12 protein-coding genes and 1 riboswitch are annotated in these 15,033 nt (G+C 42.8%); of the genes, 7 read left to right on the top strand and 5 right to left on the bottom strand.

Annotation, left to right across the window (positions count from 1 at the left end):
* The first annotated feature begins 93 nt into the window (after positions 1 to 93).
* Positions 94 to 1,239, top strand: a complete 1,146-nt coding sequence (locus QUF86_RS26720) for an ABC transporter ATP-binding protein (protein ID WP_289317590.1) — start codon at positions 94 to 96, stop codon at positions 1,237 to 1,239.
* Between the two features lie 67 nt (positions 1,240 to 1,306).
* Here the strand turns inward: QUF86_RS26720 and QUF86_RS26725 are convergent, their stop codons facing one another.
* Entirely contained in the window at positions 1,307 to 1,549 is a 243-nt protein-coding gene (locus QUF86_RS26725; RefSeq protein WP_289317591.1) for a hypothetical protein, read from the bottom strand.
* 109 nt (positions 1,550 to 1,658) lie between these two features.
* Positions 1,659 to 3,041, bottom strand: coding sequence for a class II fumarate hydratase (gene fumC / locus QUF86_RS26730; RefSeq protein ID WP_289317592.1), 1,383 nt, complete (start codon positions 3,039 to 3,041; stop codon positions 1,659 to 1,661).
* Positions 3,042 to 3,390: 349 nt separating this feature from the next.
* A riboswitch (SAM riboswitch) is annotated at positions 3,391 to 3,504 on the top strand.
* 85 nt (positions 3,505 to 3,589) lie between these two features.
* Here fumC and QUF86_RS26735 point away from each other — a divergent pair.
* On the top strand, positions 3,590 to 4,702 hold the full coding sequence (locus QUF86_RS26735; RefSeq protein WP_289317593.1) for a methionine biosynthesis PLP-dependent protein: 1,113 nt from the start codon (positions 3,590 to 3,592) through the stop codon (positions 4,700 to 4,702).
* Positions 4,699 to 5,880 carry a cystathionine beta-lyase gene (metC, locus tag QUF86_RS26740; protein ID WP_289336164.1) on the top strand — a complete coding sequence of 394 codons (1,182 nt, stop codon included), beginning with the start codon at positions 4,699 to 4,701 and terminating at the stop codon, positions 5,878 to 5,880. The genes QUF86_RS26735 and metC overlap by 4 nt, the downstream gene beginning before the upstream one ends.
* A 104-nt stretch (positions 5,881 to 5,984) precedes the next feature.
* Here metC and QUF86_RS26745 read toward each other — a convergent pair whose 3' ends face one another.
* From QUF86_RS26745 to QUF86_RS26755, 3 genes are all read right to left on the bottom strand, one after another.
* Positions 5,985 to 6,239, bottom strand: a complete 255-nt coding sequence (locus tag QUF86_RS26745; protein WP_289336165.1) for a type B 50S ribosomal protein L31 — start codon at positions 6,237 to 6,239, stop codon at positions 5,985 to 5,987.
* Between the two features lie 137 nt (positions 6,240 to 6,376).
* Positions 6,377 to 8,395 carry an ABC transporter ATP-binding protein gene (locus QUF86_RS26750; RefSeq protein WP_289336166.1) on the bottom strand — a complete coding sequence of 673 codons (2,019 nt, stop codon included), beginning with the start codon at positions 8,393 to 8,395 and terminating at the stop codon, positions 6,377 to 6,379.
* Entirely contained in the window at positions 8,392 to 10,143 is a 1,752-nt protein-coding gene (locus tag QUF86_RS26755; protein WP_289336167.1) for an ABC transporter ATP-binding protein, read from the bottom strand. Before QUF86_RS26755 ends, QUF86_RS26750 begins: the two co-directional genes overlap by 4 nt.
* Positions 10,144 to 10,655: 512 nt before the next feature.
* On the opposite strand from QUF86_RS26755, the gene QUF86_RS26760 reads away from it, so the two are divergent.
* The 4 genes from QUF86_RS26760 (at position 10,656) to QUF86_RS26775 (ending at position 14,979) form a co-directional block, all read left to right on the top strand.
* Positions 10,656 to 10,826, top strand: coding sequence for a hypothetical protein (locus tag QUF86_RS26760; RefSeq protein WP_289317597.1), 171 nt, complete (start codon positions 10,656 to 10,658; stop codon positions 10,824 to 10,826).
* A gap of 93 nt (positions 10,827 to 10,919) precedes the next feature.
* Complete coding sequence (locus QUF86_RS26765; RefSeq protein WP_289336168.1) at positions 10,920 to 12,038, top strand: DUF2515 family protein; 1,119 nt, start codon at positions 10,920 to 10,922, stop codon at positions 12,036 to 12,038.
* A 74-nt stretch (positions 12,039 to 12,112) separates the two neighbouring features.
* Entirely contained in the window at positions 12,113 to 12,466 is a 354-nt protein-coding gene (locus tag QUF86_RS26770; RefSeq protein ID WP_289317599.1) for a hypothetical protein, read from the top strand.
* 398 nt (positions 12,467 to 12,864) lie between these two features.
* Entirely contained in the window at positions 12,865 to 14,979 is a 2,115-nt protein-coding gene (locus QUF86_RS26775; RefSeq protein ID WP_289336169.1) for a peptidoglycan D,D-transpeptidase FtsI family protein, read from the top strand.
* Positions 14,980 to 15,033: the final 54 nt, after the last annotated feature.

Below are 15,033 nucleotides of genomic sequence, written 5' to 3' on the forward strand. Positions count from 1 at the left end.
TTTGTGCAATGTGCCCATACTTTTTTCTAAACTGATAGCTTAGACTATATTTAATTGGTACAAGTAATCAAGAGTTTAAAAGGGGGATTTTTCATGGCAGAGTTAGTATTAGATCATATATTCAAGATTTATGATAAAAAGGTGACAGCTGTTAAAGACTTCAACCTTCGTGTTGCCGATAAGGAATTCATAGTTTTTGTGGGACCTTCAGGCTGCGGCAAATCGACGACTTTACGGATGATTGCCGGACTGGAAGACATTTCCCAAGGGGATTTATTTATAGACGGCAAGCGAGTCAATGATGTCCCCCCTAAAGATCGTGATATTGCGATGGTTTTCCAGAACTACGCCTTATATCCACATATGTCAGTCTATGACAATATGGCATTTGGATTAAAGCTCCGGAAAACGCCAAAAGCGGAGATCAAGCAAAGGGTCAATGAAGCTGCAAGGATCCTCGGACTTGAAGAGCTGCTAAATAGGAAACCGAAAGCCCTTTCAGGTGGTCAGCGCCAGCGTGTGGCACTAGGCCGTGCAATTGTAAGGGACGCAAAAGTATTTTTGATGGATGAGCCATTATCCAACCTCGACGCAAAGCTGCGGGTTCAAATGCGTGCTGAAATCGCAAAACTACATAAACGGCTGGACACCACAACGATATATGTCACACATGACCAAACAGAGGCAATGACCATGGCGACACGCCTTGTCGTAATGAAAGATGGTATCATCCAACAGGTCGGTGCCCCAAAAGACGTTTACGAGAAACCCATAAACGTTTTTGTCGGCGGCTTCATCGGATCGCCTGCCATGAACTTCTTTACCGGAACATTAAAAGAAGGCATGTTTAAAATTGGTGAACAAACGCTTGAAATACCCGGATTGAAGATGAAAATGCTGCGTGATCAAGGATATGTCGGAAAAGAAATGATCCTTGGCATCCGTCCTGAGGATTTCCATAACGAAGGAGATTACTTCACGGAGTCCCCCAACAGTACATTCACAACCCAAATTGATGTAGCTGAACTCATGGGCGCGGAGATCATGCTTTACTCCACATTAGAGGGGCAGGACTTCGTCGCACGGGTAGATGCCAAGAATATTATCCAGGCAGGCGAGAACATAAAACTAGCCCTTGACATGAATAAAGCACACTTTTTTGATAAAGGGACCGAACATCGCATTTTAGTTGAAGAGGACGAACAAATGCAGGAAAGCATGAAGTTATCTGCCAATTAAACGTAAAAAGACCCGTTCATGAATGGGTCTTTTTTTCGTTTATTCAAATATTAAATAAGGGTCAAATCTATTCCTGGACCAATACCACTTCATCATGTCCGCATTCAGAGCATTTCATAAGATGCGGGCATTGGCCTTTTTGAAGGGATTGAGGGTATCCGTCGTTCAGCTTAAGTGTGTCGATATCCATATAAGCACTGTAATCATCATCGTAATCCATGAATTTCCCTTTATCCTCAAGATTGCTGCTGCATTCCGGGCAATTTACATGAATTTTTCTTAGACCGTTGCAAAGCGGGCATAAAGACATTGTTATTCCTCCTGTTCCCGATACTTATGATCTCAGTATTTGTTGCTTTCATTATTTTAACACATGGAAACACCCTCCCTAAAACCGGCGGGAGGGCACTCCTATGGAATTATTTATTAACCATGTCAGCGGGATCGACCCATGCTTTGAATTCATCTTCCGTGAGGAACTCCAATTTCAAGGCCGCTTCTTTTAAGGTAGAGTTGTCCTTGAATGCAGTTTTGGCGATCTTGGCTGCTTTTTCATAACCAATATGCGGGTTCAATGCTGTTACCAACATAAGGGAGCGATCTACATTTTCTTTGATCTTATCTTCATTTGCAGTGATGCCAACCGCACAATTAATGTTAAAAGAGTGAATGCCTTCCGTCAATAATTTCACTGTTTGAAGGAAGTTATAGATGATGACTGGTTTGAATACGTTCAATTCAAAGTTACCTTGGCTTGCTGCAAATCCAATTGTAGCATCGTTACCAACGATTTGTGTCGCAATCATGGTAAGCGCTTCACTCTGTGTTGGATTGACTTTACCCGGCATGATGGAGCTGCCTGGCTCATTTTCAGGAATGGCTATTTCGCCGATTCCGCTTCTAGGACCACTTGCCAGCCATCTGACATCGTTCGCAATTTTCATTAAATCCGCTGCCAATGCTTTCAAAGCACCGTGTGCATAAACGATTTCGTTATGGCTTGTCAATGCATGGAACTTATTATCCGATGTGACGAAAGGATGTCCTGTATCCGCTGCAATTTGTTTTGCGGAAAGTCCCGGGAATTCTTTTTTTGTATTGATTCCGGTTCCTACTGCCGTTCCGCCTAGAGCCAGGTTCAATAATTTTTGGCTGCTTTCCTCAATCATCGCTAGATCTTTATCAAGCATCGCTTTCCAGCCAGAAATTTCTTGTCCTAATGTCAGTGGTGTTGCATCTTGAAGATGTGTCCGGCCAATCTTCACGACATCCCAAAACTCTTTTTCTTTTGAATCGAATGTATCACGAAGTGCTTTGATGGCAGGAACCAACTTTTCAGCGACCTCCATAAAGGCTGCAATATGCATGGCGGTCGGGAAAGTATCATTGGAGCTTTGTGCCTTGTTTACATCATCATTCGGGTGAAGTGTTTCCGATTCACCATTTTCTTTTAACCATTCATTCCCTTTGTTAGCGACCACTTCATTCACGTTCATATTACTTTGCGTCCCGCTTCCCGTTTGCCAAACTACAAGCGGGAAATGTTCATCAAGCGTACCTTCAAGGATTTCGCCGCAAATCTTAACGATGGCATTCTTTTTAACTTCTGAAAGATCACCGAGATCATAGTTAACCTTTGCCGCAGCTTGTTTAACGTATGCAAATGCACGAACCAATTCAATCGGCATTTTTTCATTACCGATTTTGAAATTGTTACGGCTTCTCTCGGTCTGTGCTCCCCAATATTTATCGGCAGGAACTTTCACTTCACCCATCGTATCTCGTTCGATTCTGTAATCCATGTGTTCTCCTCCTATGTTTGCACTATTCATCGAAGACCTTAAGTATATGAAATGAATAATGTCGTATTATTCTCTCTCCTTACATTGTACAAACTTTATTATTTTAAAGCAAAAATATCCGGCCAGGCCTCCCCTTTTTCTGAAAAATTCAATTAATTCATTCAACAGGATCATTCAGGATTATCCCTGACCACATGCAAATTCCGGATATTCTTTTTAGACACGTAAAGTGTTGACACCGCTAGGCTCCAATAGACCTAGTCATGAACATCGAAGCAATATCCATCAAACTTGTTCTTGACAGTATTTTGTATTTATAGTAAATTCAAAAGAAATTGAATAATCTAAACTCTTATCGAGAGAGGTATAGGGAATGGCCCGATGACACCTCAGCAACCTTCATTTGTTTCAAACCAATGAAAAGGTGCTAATTCCACAAGTTTGTGAACTTGGAAGATAAGAAGAATGACTCGTCCCTACTTAATCAAAGTCTTCTTCTTAAAGAAGACTTTTTTTATTTTATATAACTCAAAGGAGCAGTGAAAACTATGTACAAAACTGAAACATATCTTGCTCAATTAGGAAATCGCAGCGAAACGGCGACAGGAACAGTCAATCCGCCGGTATACTTTTCAACTGCTTTTCGCCACGAAGGAATCGGTCAATCGACTGGATTCGATTACACAAGGACAGGTAATCCTACACGCCAACTATTGGAACGATCCATCGCCGATCTGGAAAAAGGCGACCAAGGGTATGCCTGCAGTTCAGGAATGGCAGCCATTTCTACTATACTGGCCTTATTTAAATCAGGTGATGCATGGATTGTCAGCGAAGATCTTTATGGGGGTACATATCGTCTGTTAGAACAAGGTTTTAAGAAATGGGGGTTGCAGTGTGACTATGTGAACACTTGTTGTTTGGAGGATATCGAAAAAGCCATCACTCCTCACACGAAAGCCATCTTCATTGAAACTCCCACTAACCCTCTTATGCAGCAAACGGATATTAGCGCCGTTGCCGCATTGGCCAAACGATTTGATTTATTGTTAATCGTTGATAATACTTTTTACACGCCTCTTATTCAACAACCCATCCTGCTTGGAGCGGATATTGTGATTCACAGTGCTACCAAGTATCTCGGTGGTCATAATGATGTGCTGGCCGGACTGATCGTGGCCAGCGGCGCGGAATTATGTGATGCACTTGCCTTCCATCATAATGGTACTGGTGCTGTCTTGAGCCCCTTTGATTCTTGGCTGTTGATGCGCGGAATGAAAACCCTGGCATTGCGGATGGATCGTCATGAAAAGAATGCAAAGGTACTTGTAGATTACTTGTCGGAACATGATTGCGTTACGGACGTATTGTATCCCGGTAGGGGCGGCATGATTTCCTTCCGCATCATTGAAGAAGCGGCGGTCAACCCATTTTTACAATCACTCTCATTAATTTCGTTTGCAGAAAGCCTTGGTGGGGTCGAAAGCTTCATCACCTATCCTGCTACACAAACACATGCCGATATACCTCTTGAAGTCAGAACGGCCAATGGGGTTTGTAATCGCCTGCTTCGCTTCTCCGTCGGCATTGAGGACAGCGACGATTTGATTCAGGATTTACAGGAAGCATTCGCACACGTAAAAAGGGAGGCACTACGATGACCGATCATGATTTTAGCTTTGAAACCAAATTACTCCATAATCAACATAAATTCGATCCGGCAACAGGCGGTGTGAGCGTCCCCATTCAGCACGCTTCCACTTTCCATCAATCCGATATCGATCAATTCGGTAAATATGATTACAGCAGAAGCGGGAACCCAACTCGCGAAGCGCTGGAAGATATCATTGCCGAACTTGAGGAAGGCACACACGGTTTTGCCTTTTCATCAGGAATGGCAGCCATTTCAACAGCTTTCCTGCTGTTGTCTGCCGGAGACCATATCGTCATTTCCGAAGACGTGTACGGAGGAACGTTCAGGATGGTCACAAGTGTTTTGACACGTTTCAATATTGAGCATACTTTCGTTGATATGACGGATCTTGAAAGCATCAAAGCGGCCATTCAGCCAAATACGAGAGCCATATACATCGAAACGCCTTCAAATCCATTACTTAAAGTGACCGATATTAAAGCCGTTTGTGAAATCGCAAAAAAAGCCGGGGCCTTAAGTTTTGTTGATAATACATTCTTGACGCCAGCATTACAGAAACCCCTGAATCTGGGCGCTGATGTTGTCCTTCATAGTGCGACGAAGTTTTTATCCGGACATAGTGATGTGGTAGCTGGACTTGCTGTAGTGAAAGATCCGGAATTGGCAGTAAGACTCGGTTCCCTCCAAAACTCCTTTGGAGCGATTCTTGGTGTCCAGGACGCCTGGCTAGTAATGAGAGGTCTGAAAACCTTGTCCGTTAGAATGGAGCACTCCCAAAAAGGGGCAGAAAAGATTGCCGCCTACTTAAAGAAGCAGCCCTTGGTTAAAAAAGTGTATTATCCCGGCCTAGCAGATCATCCACAGCACGCCATCCAGAAAGGCCAGTCACTTGGAGCCGGTGCGGTCCTATCATTTGAATTGGTAAGCGAAGAAGTCTTCCGCTCTTTCGTGAACACTGTCGAGCTTCCTGTTTTTGCCGTAAGCCTTGGAGCTGTCGAATCCATATTATCCTACCCGGCCAAAATGTCCCACGCTGCCATGCCTGCTGATGAAAGGGAAAAGCGGGGCATCACGAACAGCTTGCTTCGTCTCTCTGTCGGACTTGAAAATCCGGACGATTTAATCAAGGACTTCGATGCGGCCCTTGTAAATATTGCAAAAGGGGAAGCAATTGCTGCGAAATGAAAAAAGGAGGGGTGCCCCATATTTATGGGCACCCTTTTTGTTTGCATCATTTAAATTCTTGTTCAACCCATCCATAACAAAAGGCTAACGATTTCCCGATGGCCTTACTCTCTTTTCTTCATATTATATTTATCCAGGAAACGATCCACCCGTCCGCCCTTTTCAGCAAACTTCTGCTTTCCAGTATAAAAAGGGTGCGTATCCGAACTGATCTCCACTTTTAATAATGGATACGTTTGGCCGTCTTCCCATTCGATCGTTTCATTGGATGTTTTCGTGGAACCTGTCAAAAATTTATAACCGCTGTTGGTATCCATGAATACTACTTGTCGATAATCGGGATGAATTTCTTGTTTCACTATTATCACCTCATCGTTAGTATAGGTATATGTTAAACGTAATGATTACTATTATCAAGTATTGTACTTGAAGGTGCCAATAACGGCACCTTCATTATAAGTTTAATCTTGATTATCCATACTTATTCAATTGTGTTTCAACCGGCCATCCCTTTATGCGGCCCAGCCTGCAGCTCATACATTTGATAGTACTTCCCTTTTAGTTCCATTAATTCTTCATGTGTACCTTGCTCAGCAATCCGCGCTTTATCCAGTACAAGAATTTGGTCGGCATTTTTAATCGTGGAGAGTCTATGTGCAATGATGAAGGTCGTTCTCCCTTTTTTCAGCACTTCCATTCCCTTCTGGATAATTGCCTCGGTTTCTGTGTCGATGCTTGCCGTCGCTTCATCCAAAATCAATATCGCCGGATTGAATGCAAGAGCACGTGCAAAAGAGATTAGCTGCCGCTGTCCAGAAGACAACGTTCCTCCTTTTTCAATCACAGGTTCATCCAGCCCTAAAGGAAGATGCTTCAGCACTTTGTCGCCCCCTACATCCCTTAATGATTTTTCAACCATTTCCCTTGTGATGCCTTTATGATTCAGACTGATATTGGAAGCGATGGTGCCAGTAAATAAATAGGGATCCTGGAGGACGATTCCCATATGCTCCCTAAGCGTTTGATGGGGAATATCCAAAATATTTCTTCCGTCAATTTTGATTTGCCCTTCACTACTGTCATAAAAACGGAACAATAAATTCATTATGGAACTTTTTCCTGATCCAGTATGGCCAACTAAAGCGATCGTTTCCCCTTGTTTAGCTGAGAAGGAAATGTCCCTTAACACATATTCATTATCCTTATAGCCAAAAGAAACATTTTCGAATTGCACGTTTCCTTTGTATCTGGATATGTTTTCATCACTGACTGCCAATCCCTGCTCATCCAATAAACTGAATGCCCGCTCCCCTGCAACAAGTGCCTGTTCTAGGTTAGCGAACTGATTGACGATTCCGTGAAGCGGATGAAGCAGGCGGCTGATTAAATCAACAATTGCATACATCATCCCTAAAGAAATGGCTGAACTCGCTGTAAGGGAAATCCCCCCGAAATACCAGACGAATGCCACTAGCGCCAGAACTTTAATGACACCAATTAAGTTTCCACCCGTCAACGAATTCAAATGGAGCATTTTATTTTGATAGGAATAGTGCTCCCGGTTCAAATTTTCAAAAGATTGCTTCGTCTCCTTTTCACGTCCAAATGCCTGAATGATGCTCATTCCAGAAATGGATTCATTGATCATCCCATTAATATCGCTGACCCGTTCCCGAATGATGTGATTATATTTTGAGGCGAATTTACGGTATACCGTCGTCCAGATAACGATGATCGGAATGAGTAAAAGCCCAATGGTACCGACACGTGCATCCAGAATGTACAAAGCAATCAGAACGCCGAAGATATTAATCGTACTCGAGAAGAAGTTGGCGAGCACCGTTACATATAATTCCCGGATCGCTTCCGTATCATTAGTGACCCTGGCTACCACTTTTCCCGCTGGCATATTATCGAAATAGCGTATCTGTAAACGGGAAATATGCGTAAAAATATCATTTCGCATCTTTTGAATGATTCGGTTCGCCGCTTTCTGCAAATAAAAACTCTGCCCATATTGAAAAATGGAGGAAATGATGACAAGGCCAAAATAAAAAGCCACAAGCTTAAAAATTCGCGGAATTTCCGGTTGATAAAACCGCATCACTTCCTGACTGGTCAATTTAACCGCTTGCACCCGTTGCTCTTTCCCGTCTTTCTTGATGATCAACGATTGGTTCTCCAAGCTTCTTCGGCCATCCATAGGCACGGCTTCATCTACGAAGACAAATTGATTGCCAACCTGCAAAACGCGGACTTCCCTACCTTTCATCTCACCTTCATTAAAGTAATCGGCCCGTTTATACCAATTTTCATCATACTTAACAGCATCTTTTCCTTTAACCGTTTCATACCAGGAAGATTCGATGCCAAGTATATGTGAATCGATGATTTTCTTGGCAATGAATGGACCCGTCAAATCGGCGGCTACCGAAAGTGCCAGCATGATCAGGGCGCCAATGATCAATTTTTTATATAGTGCAGCATAATTAAAAAGTTTCTTTACGACCTTCATGCCTTCACCTCCGTCCCTTGGTCAACCTGTTGTCGATCGTATTGCTCCCTATACCAGCCATTATTCTGCAGTAAATCTCCGTGAGTCCCCTCTTCGATGACCTCTCCGCTGTCCAACACGATAATCCTATCCGCGTGCTGAACGGCTGATAAGCGATGTGTTGTGATGATGGTCGTTTTCCCTGCCCGTTCATTTTGAATGTTTTCGATGATGGTCGTTTCCGTTTTCGCATCTACAGCGGATAAGGAATCATCCAATATAAGGATTTCTGGATTTTTGATCAGTGCCCTGGCAATCGAGATCCTCTGCTTTTGCCCTCCAGATAGAGCGACACCTTTCTCACCGACGAGTGTCTCAAGACGGTTAGGCAGCATCATTAAGTCCTTCTCAAAATCCGCAAGCCGGATAGCTTCAGCCAGTTCATCTTCAGTTGCATCCATTTTACCGAATAAGATATTTTCCCTAACAGACTTCGAGAATAAAAAATGGTCCTGTGGAACGTAACCGATCCAGTTACGAATATCTTCCAGATCCAGTTGCTCCAACGGAATTCCCGCAAAAGCAATTTCTCCTGTTCCTAGAGGATATTCCCGTAGCAATTGCTTCACGAATGTCGTTTTTCCACTTCCTGTTTTCCCGACGATACCCAATGTTTGACCACGCTCAAGCTGTACGGAAATATTGGATAGATTGACTACTGAAGAGGAAGGGTATGTAAAAAACACTTGATCGAATTCGATATTTTCCGGATTTGGAATACTCTCCAAACCCAATGGGTTCTTCACATCCGCTTCATATGAAAGGGTATCTTGAACACGATCCAGCGAAGCATTTCCCCTTTGCATGACATTGATCAGTTCACCCACCGCAATCATCGGCCAAATTAACATGCCTAGGTAAACATTGAACGAAACCAGTCCGCCAAGAGTTATGGCCTGTTGAAAAACAAGATAAGCCCCATAGCCCAAACCGATTAAATAACTGATTCCGATGATGATGCTGATCGTTGGATCAAAAAGGGCGTCGATTCTAGCCACGGCGAGATTTTTGCGATATACATCCTCCGTCATTTCATCAAATCGTTTTTCATCCTCCCGTTCCTGGACATAAGCCCGGATGACACGGATACCTGAAATGGATTCCAGGACCTTGTCATTTAAAGAACCGAAGGCAGCTTGTGCATCAGTAAAACGTTTGTAAATTTTTTTCACGTATATTTGCATCATCACTGCCATGATCGGAAGTGGCAGCACCGCCGCAATCGTCAACTGCCAGCTGATGGTGGCTCCCATCATGACCACAACCGTAATGGTGAACAGCACCGCATCAACTAGCGTCAATATCCCGAAACCAGCTGTGAGGGATATTGCCTTTAAATCATTGGTTGCCCTTGCCATTAAATCCCCTGTACGGTTTTTTTCATAAAAAGTCGGCGTCATTTTCAGCAAATGGCCCATAAATCCGGACCTTAGTTTTCGTTCGGCCAAGTTTCCGCCGCCGAATAACAGATAACTCCATAAGTACCCAAATAGGTAGCTGCCGCTCAGTACCAGAAGCAAATAAATAACGTATTTCATGACATCTTCCTGCGTCATGCTTCCACTGTTCATATCATCGATGGCATTCCCGACTAATTTTGGCGGGATCACCTCCAAGATATTCACTAGACATAGGAATAAAATGGCCAAGGTATAACGCCGCCACTGTTCTTTAAAGAACCAGGACAACTTTTTAAAAATCGCAAACATGAATTCCCCTCCCTTTTGTTCAAACCTTTCCCTTCGCTAACCGCTTTCTGGATCTCCGGGGTGCAGTAAGATTCCCAATTTCTTTTGTCTCATTTAAAATTCCTCCTATCTTTTATATGGAAAGGATGCTATTGCACCTGAATCCCAAATGCCAAAAAAGCCTCCGCCAATTAGCGGAAGCTTTTTTAGATGTGTAAGAACACATATAAAAGCGCAGGCCGCGAAAATTCCACAACCTGCGCTTAAAATGATGAATGAACACGTTCTCAATCCTTTGTCTAGAACGACAAAGTCTCAGGGCAGGCGGACGTATGATATTCGGTTGTAACATCCATATGCTTAACTGATTTAGTCATGACGTTCGCCTCCTTTTACATTGATTAATGGTAATTTTTAACTTATATTTAAAGATTACTACGTGTGTATATTTTTGTCAATTGTGACTTTTCTAGATTATTGATGGATAATCCTTTATTCTTATAAGAATGACGTAACCTAAGGAGGTTCAGCATATGCACTGGAGAAAATATATACTCCTGGCGGTTCCCTTTTTACTTTCATCCATTTTCATCTTATTTGCCGTACCGGTCCAATATAGACCGTTATCCTTCATTCCTGTGTTACTTTTCTGGATAGTTTATTATATTTTATTGTACAGGGAAAAGAAGAAGAAAAATAACTGATGACAAAAGAAAACCATCAAGGGCGTTGCAAATGTAACGCCCCTTTCTTGACGGCTCTGCATATAATGATCGAAAAACATTCGTGGTGATCGTATGTTCTCCCAATATGTGCAGAAGTTGTTAGGCAAAAACCCTGTCAAAACCAAACCCATCATCGATGCTGAAAGATATGACACGCTAAAATCCCATTTACAAAAAGAGCTATTTCAGCCTTTGGATGAGTCAAAAGTTTTTTTTCCGGAGGAAACCGCCCTTGTAAAAAGCATTCGTACCGAAACGGCTGCCTTGAACAGGAACAATATCACAAGAACACAAGCATATCTCGCCTTTTACAATCGTAATCCAGAGGTCCATTGGGCCTTTTTAGCACATATGGTTTCGAGGAATGGAGGATACCATATGACTGACTTGAAAAGTTCATCCATGACCCATCTTCTTGACAAGGCGGAACGGCATAAATTTTTCCTGTTCCTTGAGCGCGCCAATTCAGCCATATTTGCCGATGCCTTCCCCCAGCTCCTTTTATATGAACTTTCTAAACAAAAAGCACTTCCAATAAGGAAATATTTACAGGTATTCCGCATTTCAAGATTCATGGCCCCGATTTGGGAATCTTTCATCGAAGAACCACATTCACCCCTTTTGACAACATCCCTCATCATTAATGAACAAAGAATGCTTCAGGAAAGGGTACTAAAACGTACCCGCCATGGTGAAATCCTCCGAAGGCTTGATTTTCAGCTTCAGGAATACTTAGGCTTCATGAATGTGATCTTCCCTTACGAAAACAAGCAAGACGGACTCCATTCCTTGACAGGCCTGACCGTTGAACGCTTTGCCGATCCGAAACAGCGTATAGAAACGGGAAAATTCTTATATGGGCTTCTTTTTCAGCATCCGGTTGTTTTTCGCGGTGTTAGCCAATTTACAAAAGAGGTCCCACACACGGGTTCCAGAGAGGATTACTGGAAAAAAATATATACCTCAGACCCAACCACGGCAAAAGATGCTAAAGTCTACAGCCCCACTCTTCATGATGCATGGGCAGATCAAATAGTCTTTCCTCTCCCTCCCATTGATTGGTTCTCGAATGAAAGCTTCATAGAAGATTTACGAAGCTCACCGATTACTAAAAAGGCGGACCTGACCAACAAGGTGCTCGAAAATGTCAAGCAGCTCAAGACCCTTAACGGAATGAAAGCCATTTTCTAGCATCAGGCCTCTTACTTTGAATATCCCATCCTCCATTTGGCAAGAATGGTTAGCAAAAAGAATGGGTGATTCAAATGAGAGGCATTGTACTATTGAATCCAAACTACAGATTCGGGGATTTACATACTAACGAAAGCTTTACAATCCAAAAGATCATGACGGACAAGTATAGGGACGAAATGAATATTTCCCCGGTCATACTGAATCCGTATCAAATCCATCCTTATTACACCATCCCGCATGAGCTTCTATTCAATTTACAGAAGCGAAAAACGGATCAAATCGATTGCCTGATACTTCACTCTATAGAAACGATTGAACGTTTCATCTATATTTACCCGGAAAAATGGCTTGAGCTATGCGGATATTTCAAAGAAATTATCAGTGTGGCGACTCTAACTCCCGTTAGGAAATCTGAAGCAAATTAATGCTTGAATAAAAAATCATGTTACTTAAGGCATTGTGAATGAATTCTCGAAGGTTTAAAGTCATTGATCGTTCATTCACCATGACCATCTCTCCAAGTACTTTGATTTGAGCATCCCTTTTTCACATGAGCAACTCTATAAAGCATCTCTCCTCTTGATTGCCGCCGTGCTGCTTCCCCCACTCTTTATCTATTAGAACCCCACCCAAATCATTTGTCATATAAATTTAAATAAATTTTCCCAATTGCGAGACTACTAGGAATTTTATAACTCTTAAACAATCTTTTGGAAATATAGATAAATTTACGGATAAAGCATAGAAAAATAAGTTAATTTTATATATCATTGGAGATAGGAATTTTCTTATTTTTTACTTTTACTAGAAAGGAATGTTAATCATGGCCAAAGAAAAAAAGAAAAAAACCCCAATTCCTTTCCGACTGAACTTTATGTTCTTTTTAATATTCATTTTATTTTCAAGCTTAATAATCCGGCTTGGCATCGTCCAAATCGTGTATGGGGATGATTACCTTCGCGAAGTCGACCGAACGGAAAACGATGTGGCCAATACTCCCGTTCCCCGTGGTAAGATGTATGACCGCAACTTGAATCCGGTCGTTGATAATGAGCCGCGGAACGCCATCACTTATACGAAATACCCGAATACGAAAGCGGCTGATATGGTGAAGACGGCGGAGGTCCTTGCTACCTTGATAGAAAAAGATACAAAAAAGGTAACACTGCCGGATAAAAAGGATTTTTGGATTTTAAAACATCCAAAAGAAGCCGAATCCTTGATTACCAAAGCCGAGAGGAAGAAAGTAATCGAAAAGAAACTGGAGCAAAAAGATTTATACAAACTTCAAATGGAACGGGTAACCGATGAAAATATCAAGGAATTCACCAAGGATGAGTTGGAAGTGATCGCCATCTTTCGGGAATTCAATAGTGGCTATGCCCTCGCACCGTCAATCGTGAAGAATAAAGATGTCACCACAAAAGAATTCGCCAGGGTTAGTGAACATTTGGATGAAATGCCCGGCGTGGATGTAACGACGGATTGGGAAAGGACATATAAGTATGACGAGACCCTCCGGTCGGTTCTAGGCAAAGTCTCTTCTTCCGAAGAAGGCATTCCCAGTGAAAATATTGACTATTATCTGGCACGCGACTATACCAGGAATGACCGGGTCGGAAAAAGTTATATCGAAAAACAATATGAAGATGTTCTGCGCGGTCAAAAGACGCGGATTGAAAATGTGCTGAGCAAAGGGGAAGTCCTCAAAACGAATACCCTCACTGAAGGGCAAAGCGGAAAAGACTTGATCCTGACAATTGATATGGAGCTGCAGCAAAAGGTTGAAAAAATCATCGAGAGCGAATTACGCAGAACTAAAGCTAGGGGAAATACCTACTTATTGGATCGTGCCTTCGTCGTTTTAATGGACCCGAATACAGGTGAAGTGCTTACGATGGCCGGTAGGCAATACGGACGTAACAGTGAAACAGGCTTAACCGAAATGAAAGATTTCGCCCTTGGAAACATTACTACCTCCTATACGATGGGGTCATCTGTTAAAGGGGCTACGGTCTACACGGGTTTTCAGACTGGAGCCATCTCACCAGGGACGGCGTTTCATGACCATCCACTTTACTTAGCTGGTGCAAATCCAAAAAAATCTTATAGCCCTTTAGGGTATGTAACGGATGTCTCCGCTTTAAAAAAATCGTCGAATGTCTATATGTTCATGACGGCGATCAGAATTGGCGGCGGGCATTATATCCCTCATCGACCGTTAGGAATCAACAGGGAAGCATATGCGATCATGCGAAATCATTTTGCTCAATTCGGATTGGGTGTCCGTACTGGCATCGACCTTCCTAATGAGTCTGTCGGATTTAAAGGCGTCGATACTTCAACAGACGGATTGCTGCTGGATTTATCGATTGGGCAGTATGATACATATACTCCAATGCAATTGGCACAATACGCATCGACGATTGCAAATGGCGGAAAAAGGCTTGAGCCACATATGGTCAAGGAAATCAGGAATCCATCCAACGAACACAATGAATTGGGCAGTGTCTTTAAAACAATGAGTCCTAAAGTGTTAAACGATTTAGGCGGGAAAGACGTTTGGATTCAGCGTGTCCAGGAAGGATTCAGGCAGGTTGCCCAGGAGCCAGGCGGGACAGCATATAAATATTTCGGCGGGAAGTCCTACCATGCGGCAGCAAAAACGGGTACTGCCGAGGCCTTTTACGACGGACCGCGGAGGAATCAATATAGCTCGCCAGTCCCGACTATCAATCTGACACTTGCAGGTTATGCACCTCACAATAATCCGGAAGTGGCATTCTCTGTCGTCGTGCCCTGGGTGTATCAAGGCAAGCCCTCTGATGATATTAACAAACGTATCGGGCGGGACGTAATGGACGCCTACTTTAAATTGAAGGAAAAAAGAGCAAAAGGTGAATCTGATGCAGATAAGGCAGTAGAAAGCACTCAATGATAATTACAAAAAGGCCTGCTCGATTACGAGCAGGCCTTTTTGTAATGCTCCATT

The organism is Peribacillus sp. NJ11 (genome assembly GCF_030348405.1).
Classification (GTDB): domain Bacteria; phylum Bacillota; class Bacilli; order Bacillales; family DSM-1321; genus Peribacillus.

Coding starts and splice junctions, on each gene's coding strand:
- QUF86_RS26720 (WP_289317590.1), top strand. CDS start 94: ATGGCAGAGTTAGTATTAGATCATATATTCAAGATTTATGATAAAAAG.
- QUF86_RS26725 (WP_289317591.1), bottom strand. CDS start 1,549: ATGTCTTTATGCCCGCTTTGCAACGGTCTAAGAAAAATTCATGTAAAT.
- fumC (WP_289317592.1), bottom strand. CDS start 3,041: ATGGATTACAGAATCGAACGAGATACGATGGGTGAAGTGAAAGTTCCT.
- QUF86_RS26735 (WP_289317593.1), top strand. CDS start 3,590: ATGTACAAAACTGAAACATATCTTGCTCAATTAGGAAATCGCAGCGAA.
- metC (WP_289336164.1), top strand. CDS start 4,699: ATGACCGATCATGATTTTAGCTTTGAAACCAAATTACTCCATAATCAA.
- QUF86_RS26750 (WP_289336166.1), bottom strand. CDS start 8,395: ATGAAGGTCGTAAAGAAACTTTTTAATTATGCTGCACTATATAAAAAA.
- QUF86_RS26755 (WP_289336167.1), bottom strand. CDS start 10,143: ATGTTTGCGATTTTTAAAAAGTTGTCCTGGTTCTTTAAAGAACAGTGG.
- QUF86_RS26760 (WP_289317597.1), top strand. CDS start 10,656: ATGCACTGGAGAAAATATATACTCCTGGCGGTTCCCTTTTTACTTTCA.
- QUF86_RS26765 (WP_289336168.1), top strand. CDS start 10,920: ATGTTCTCCCAATATGTGCAGAAGTTGTTAGGCAAAAACCCTGTCAAA.
- QUF86_RS26770 (WP_289317599.1), top strand. CDS start 12,113: ATGAGAGGCATTGTACTATTGAATCCAAACTACAGATTCGGGGATTTA.
- QUF86_RS26775 (WP_289336169.1), top strand. CDS start 12,865: ATGGCCAAAGAAAAAAAGAAAAAAACCCCAATTCCTTTCCGACTGAAC.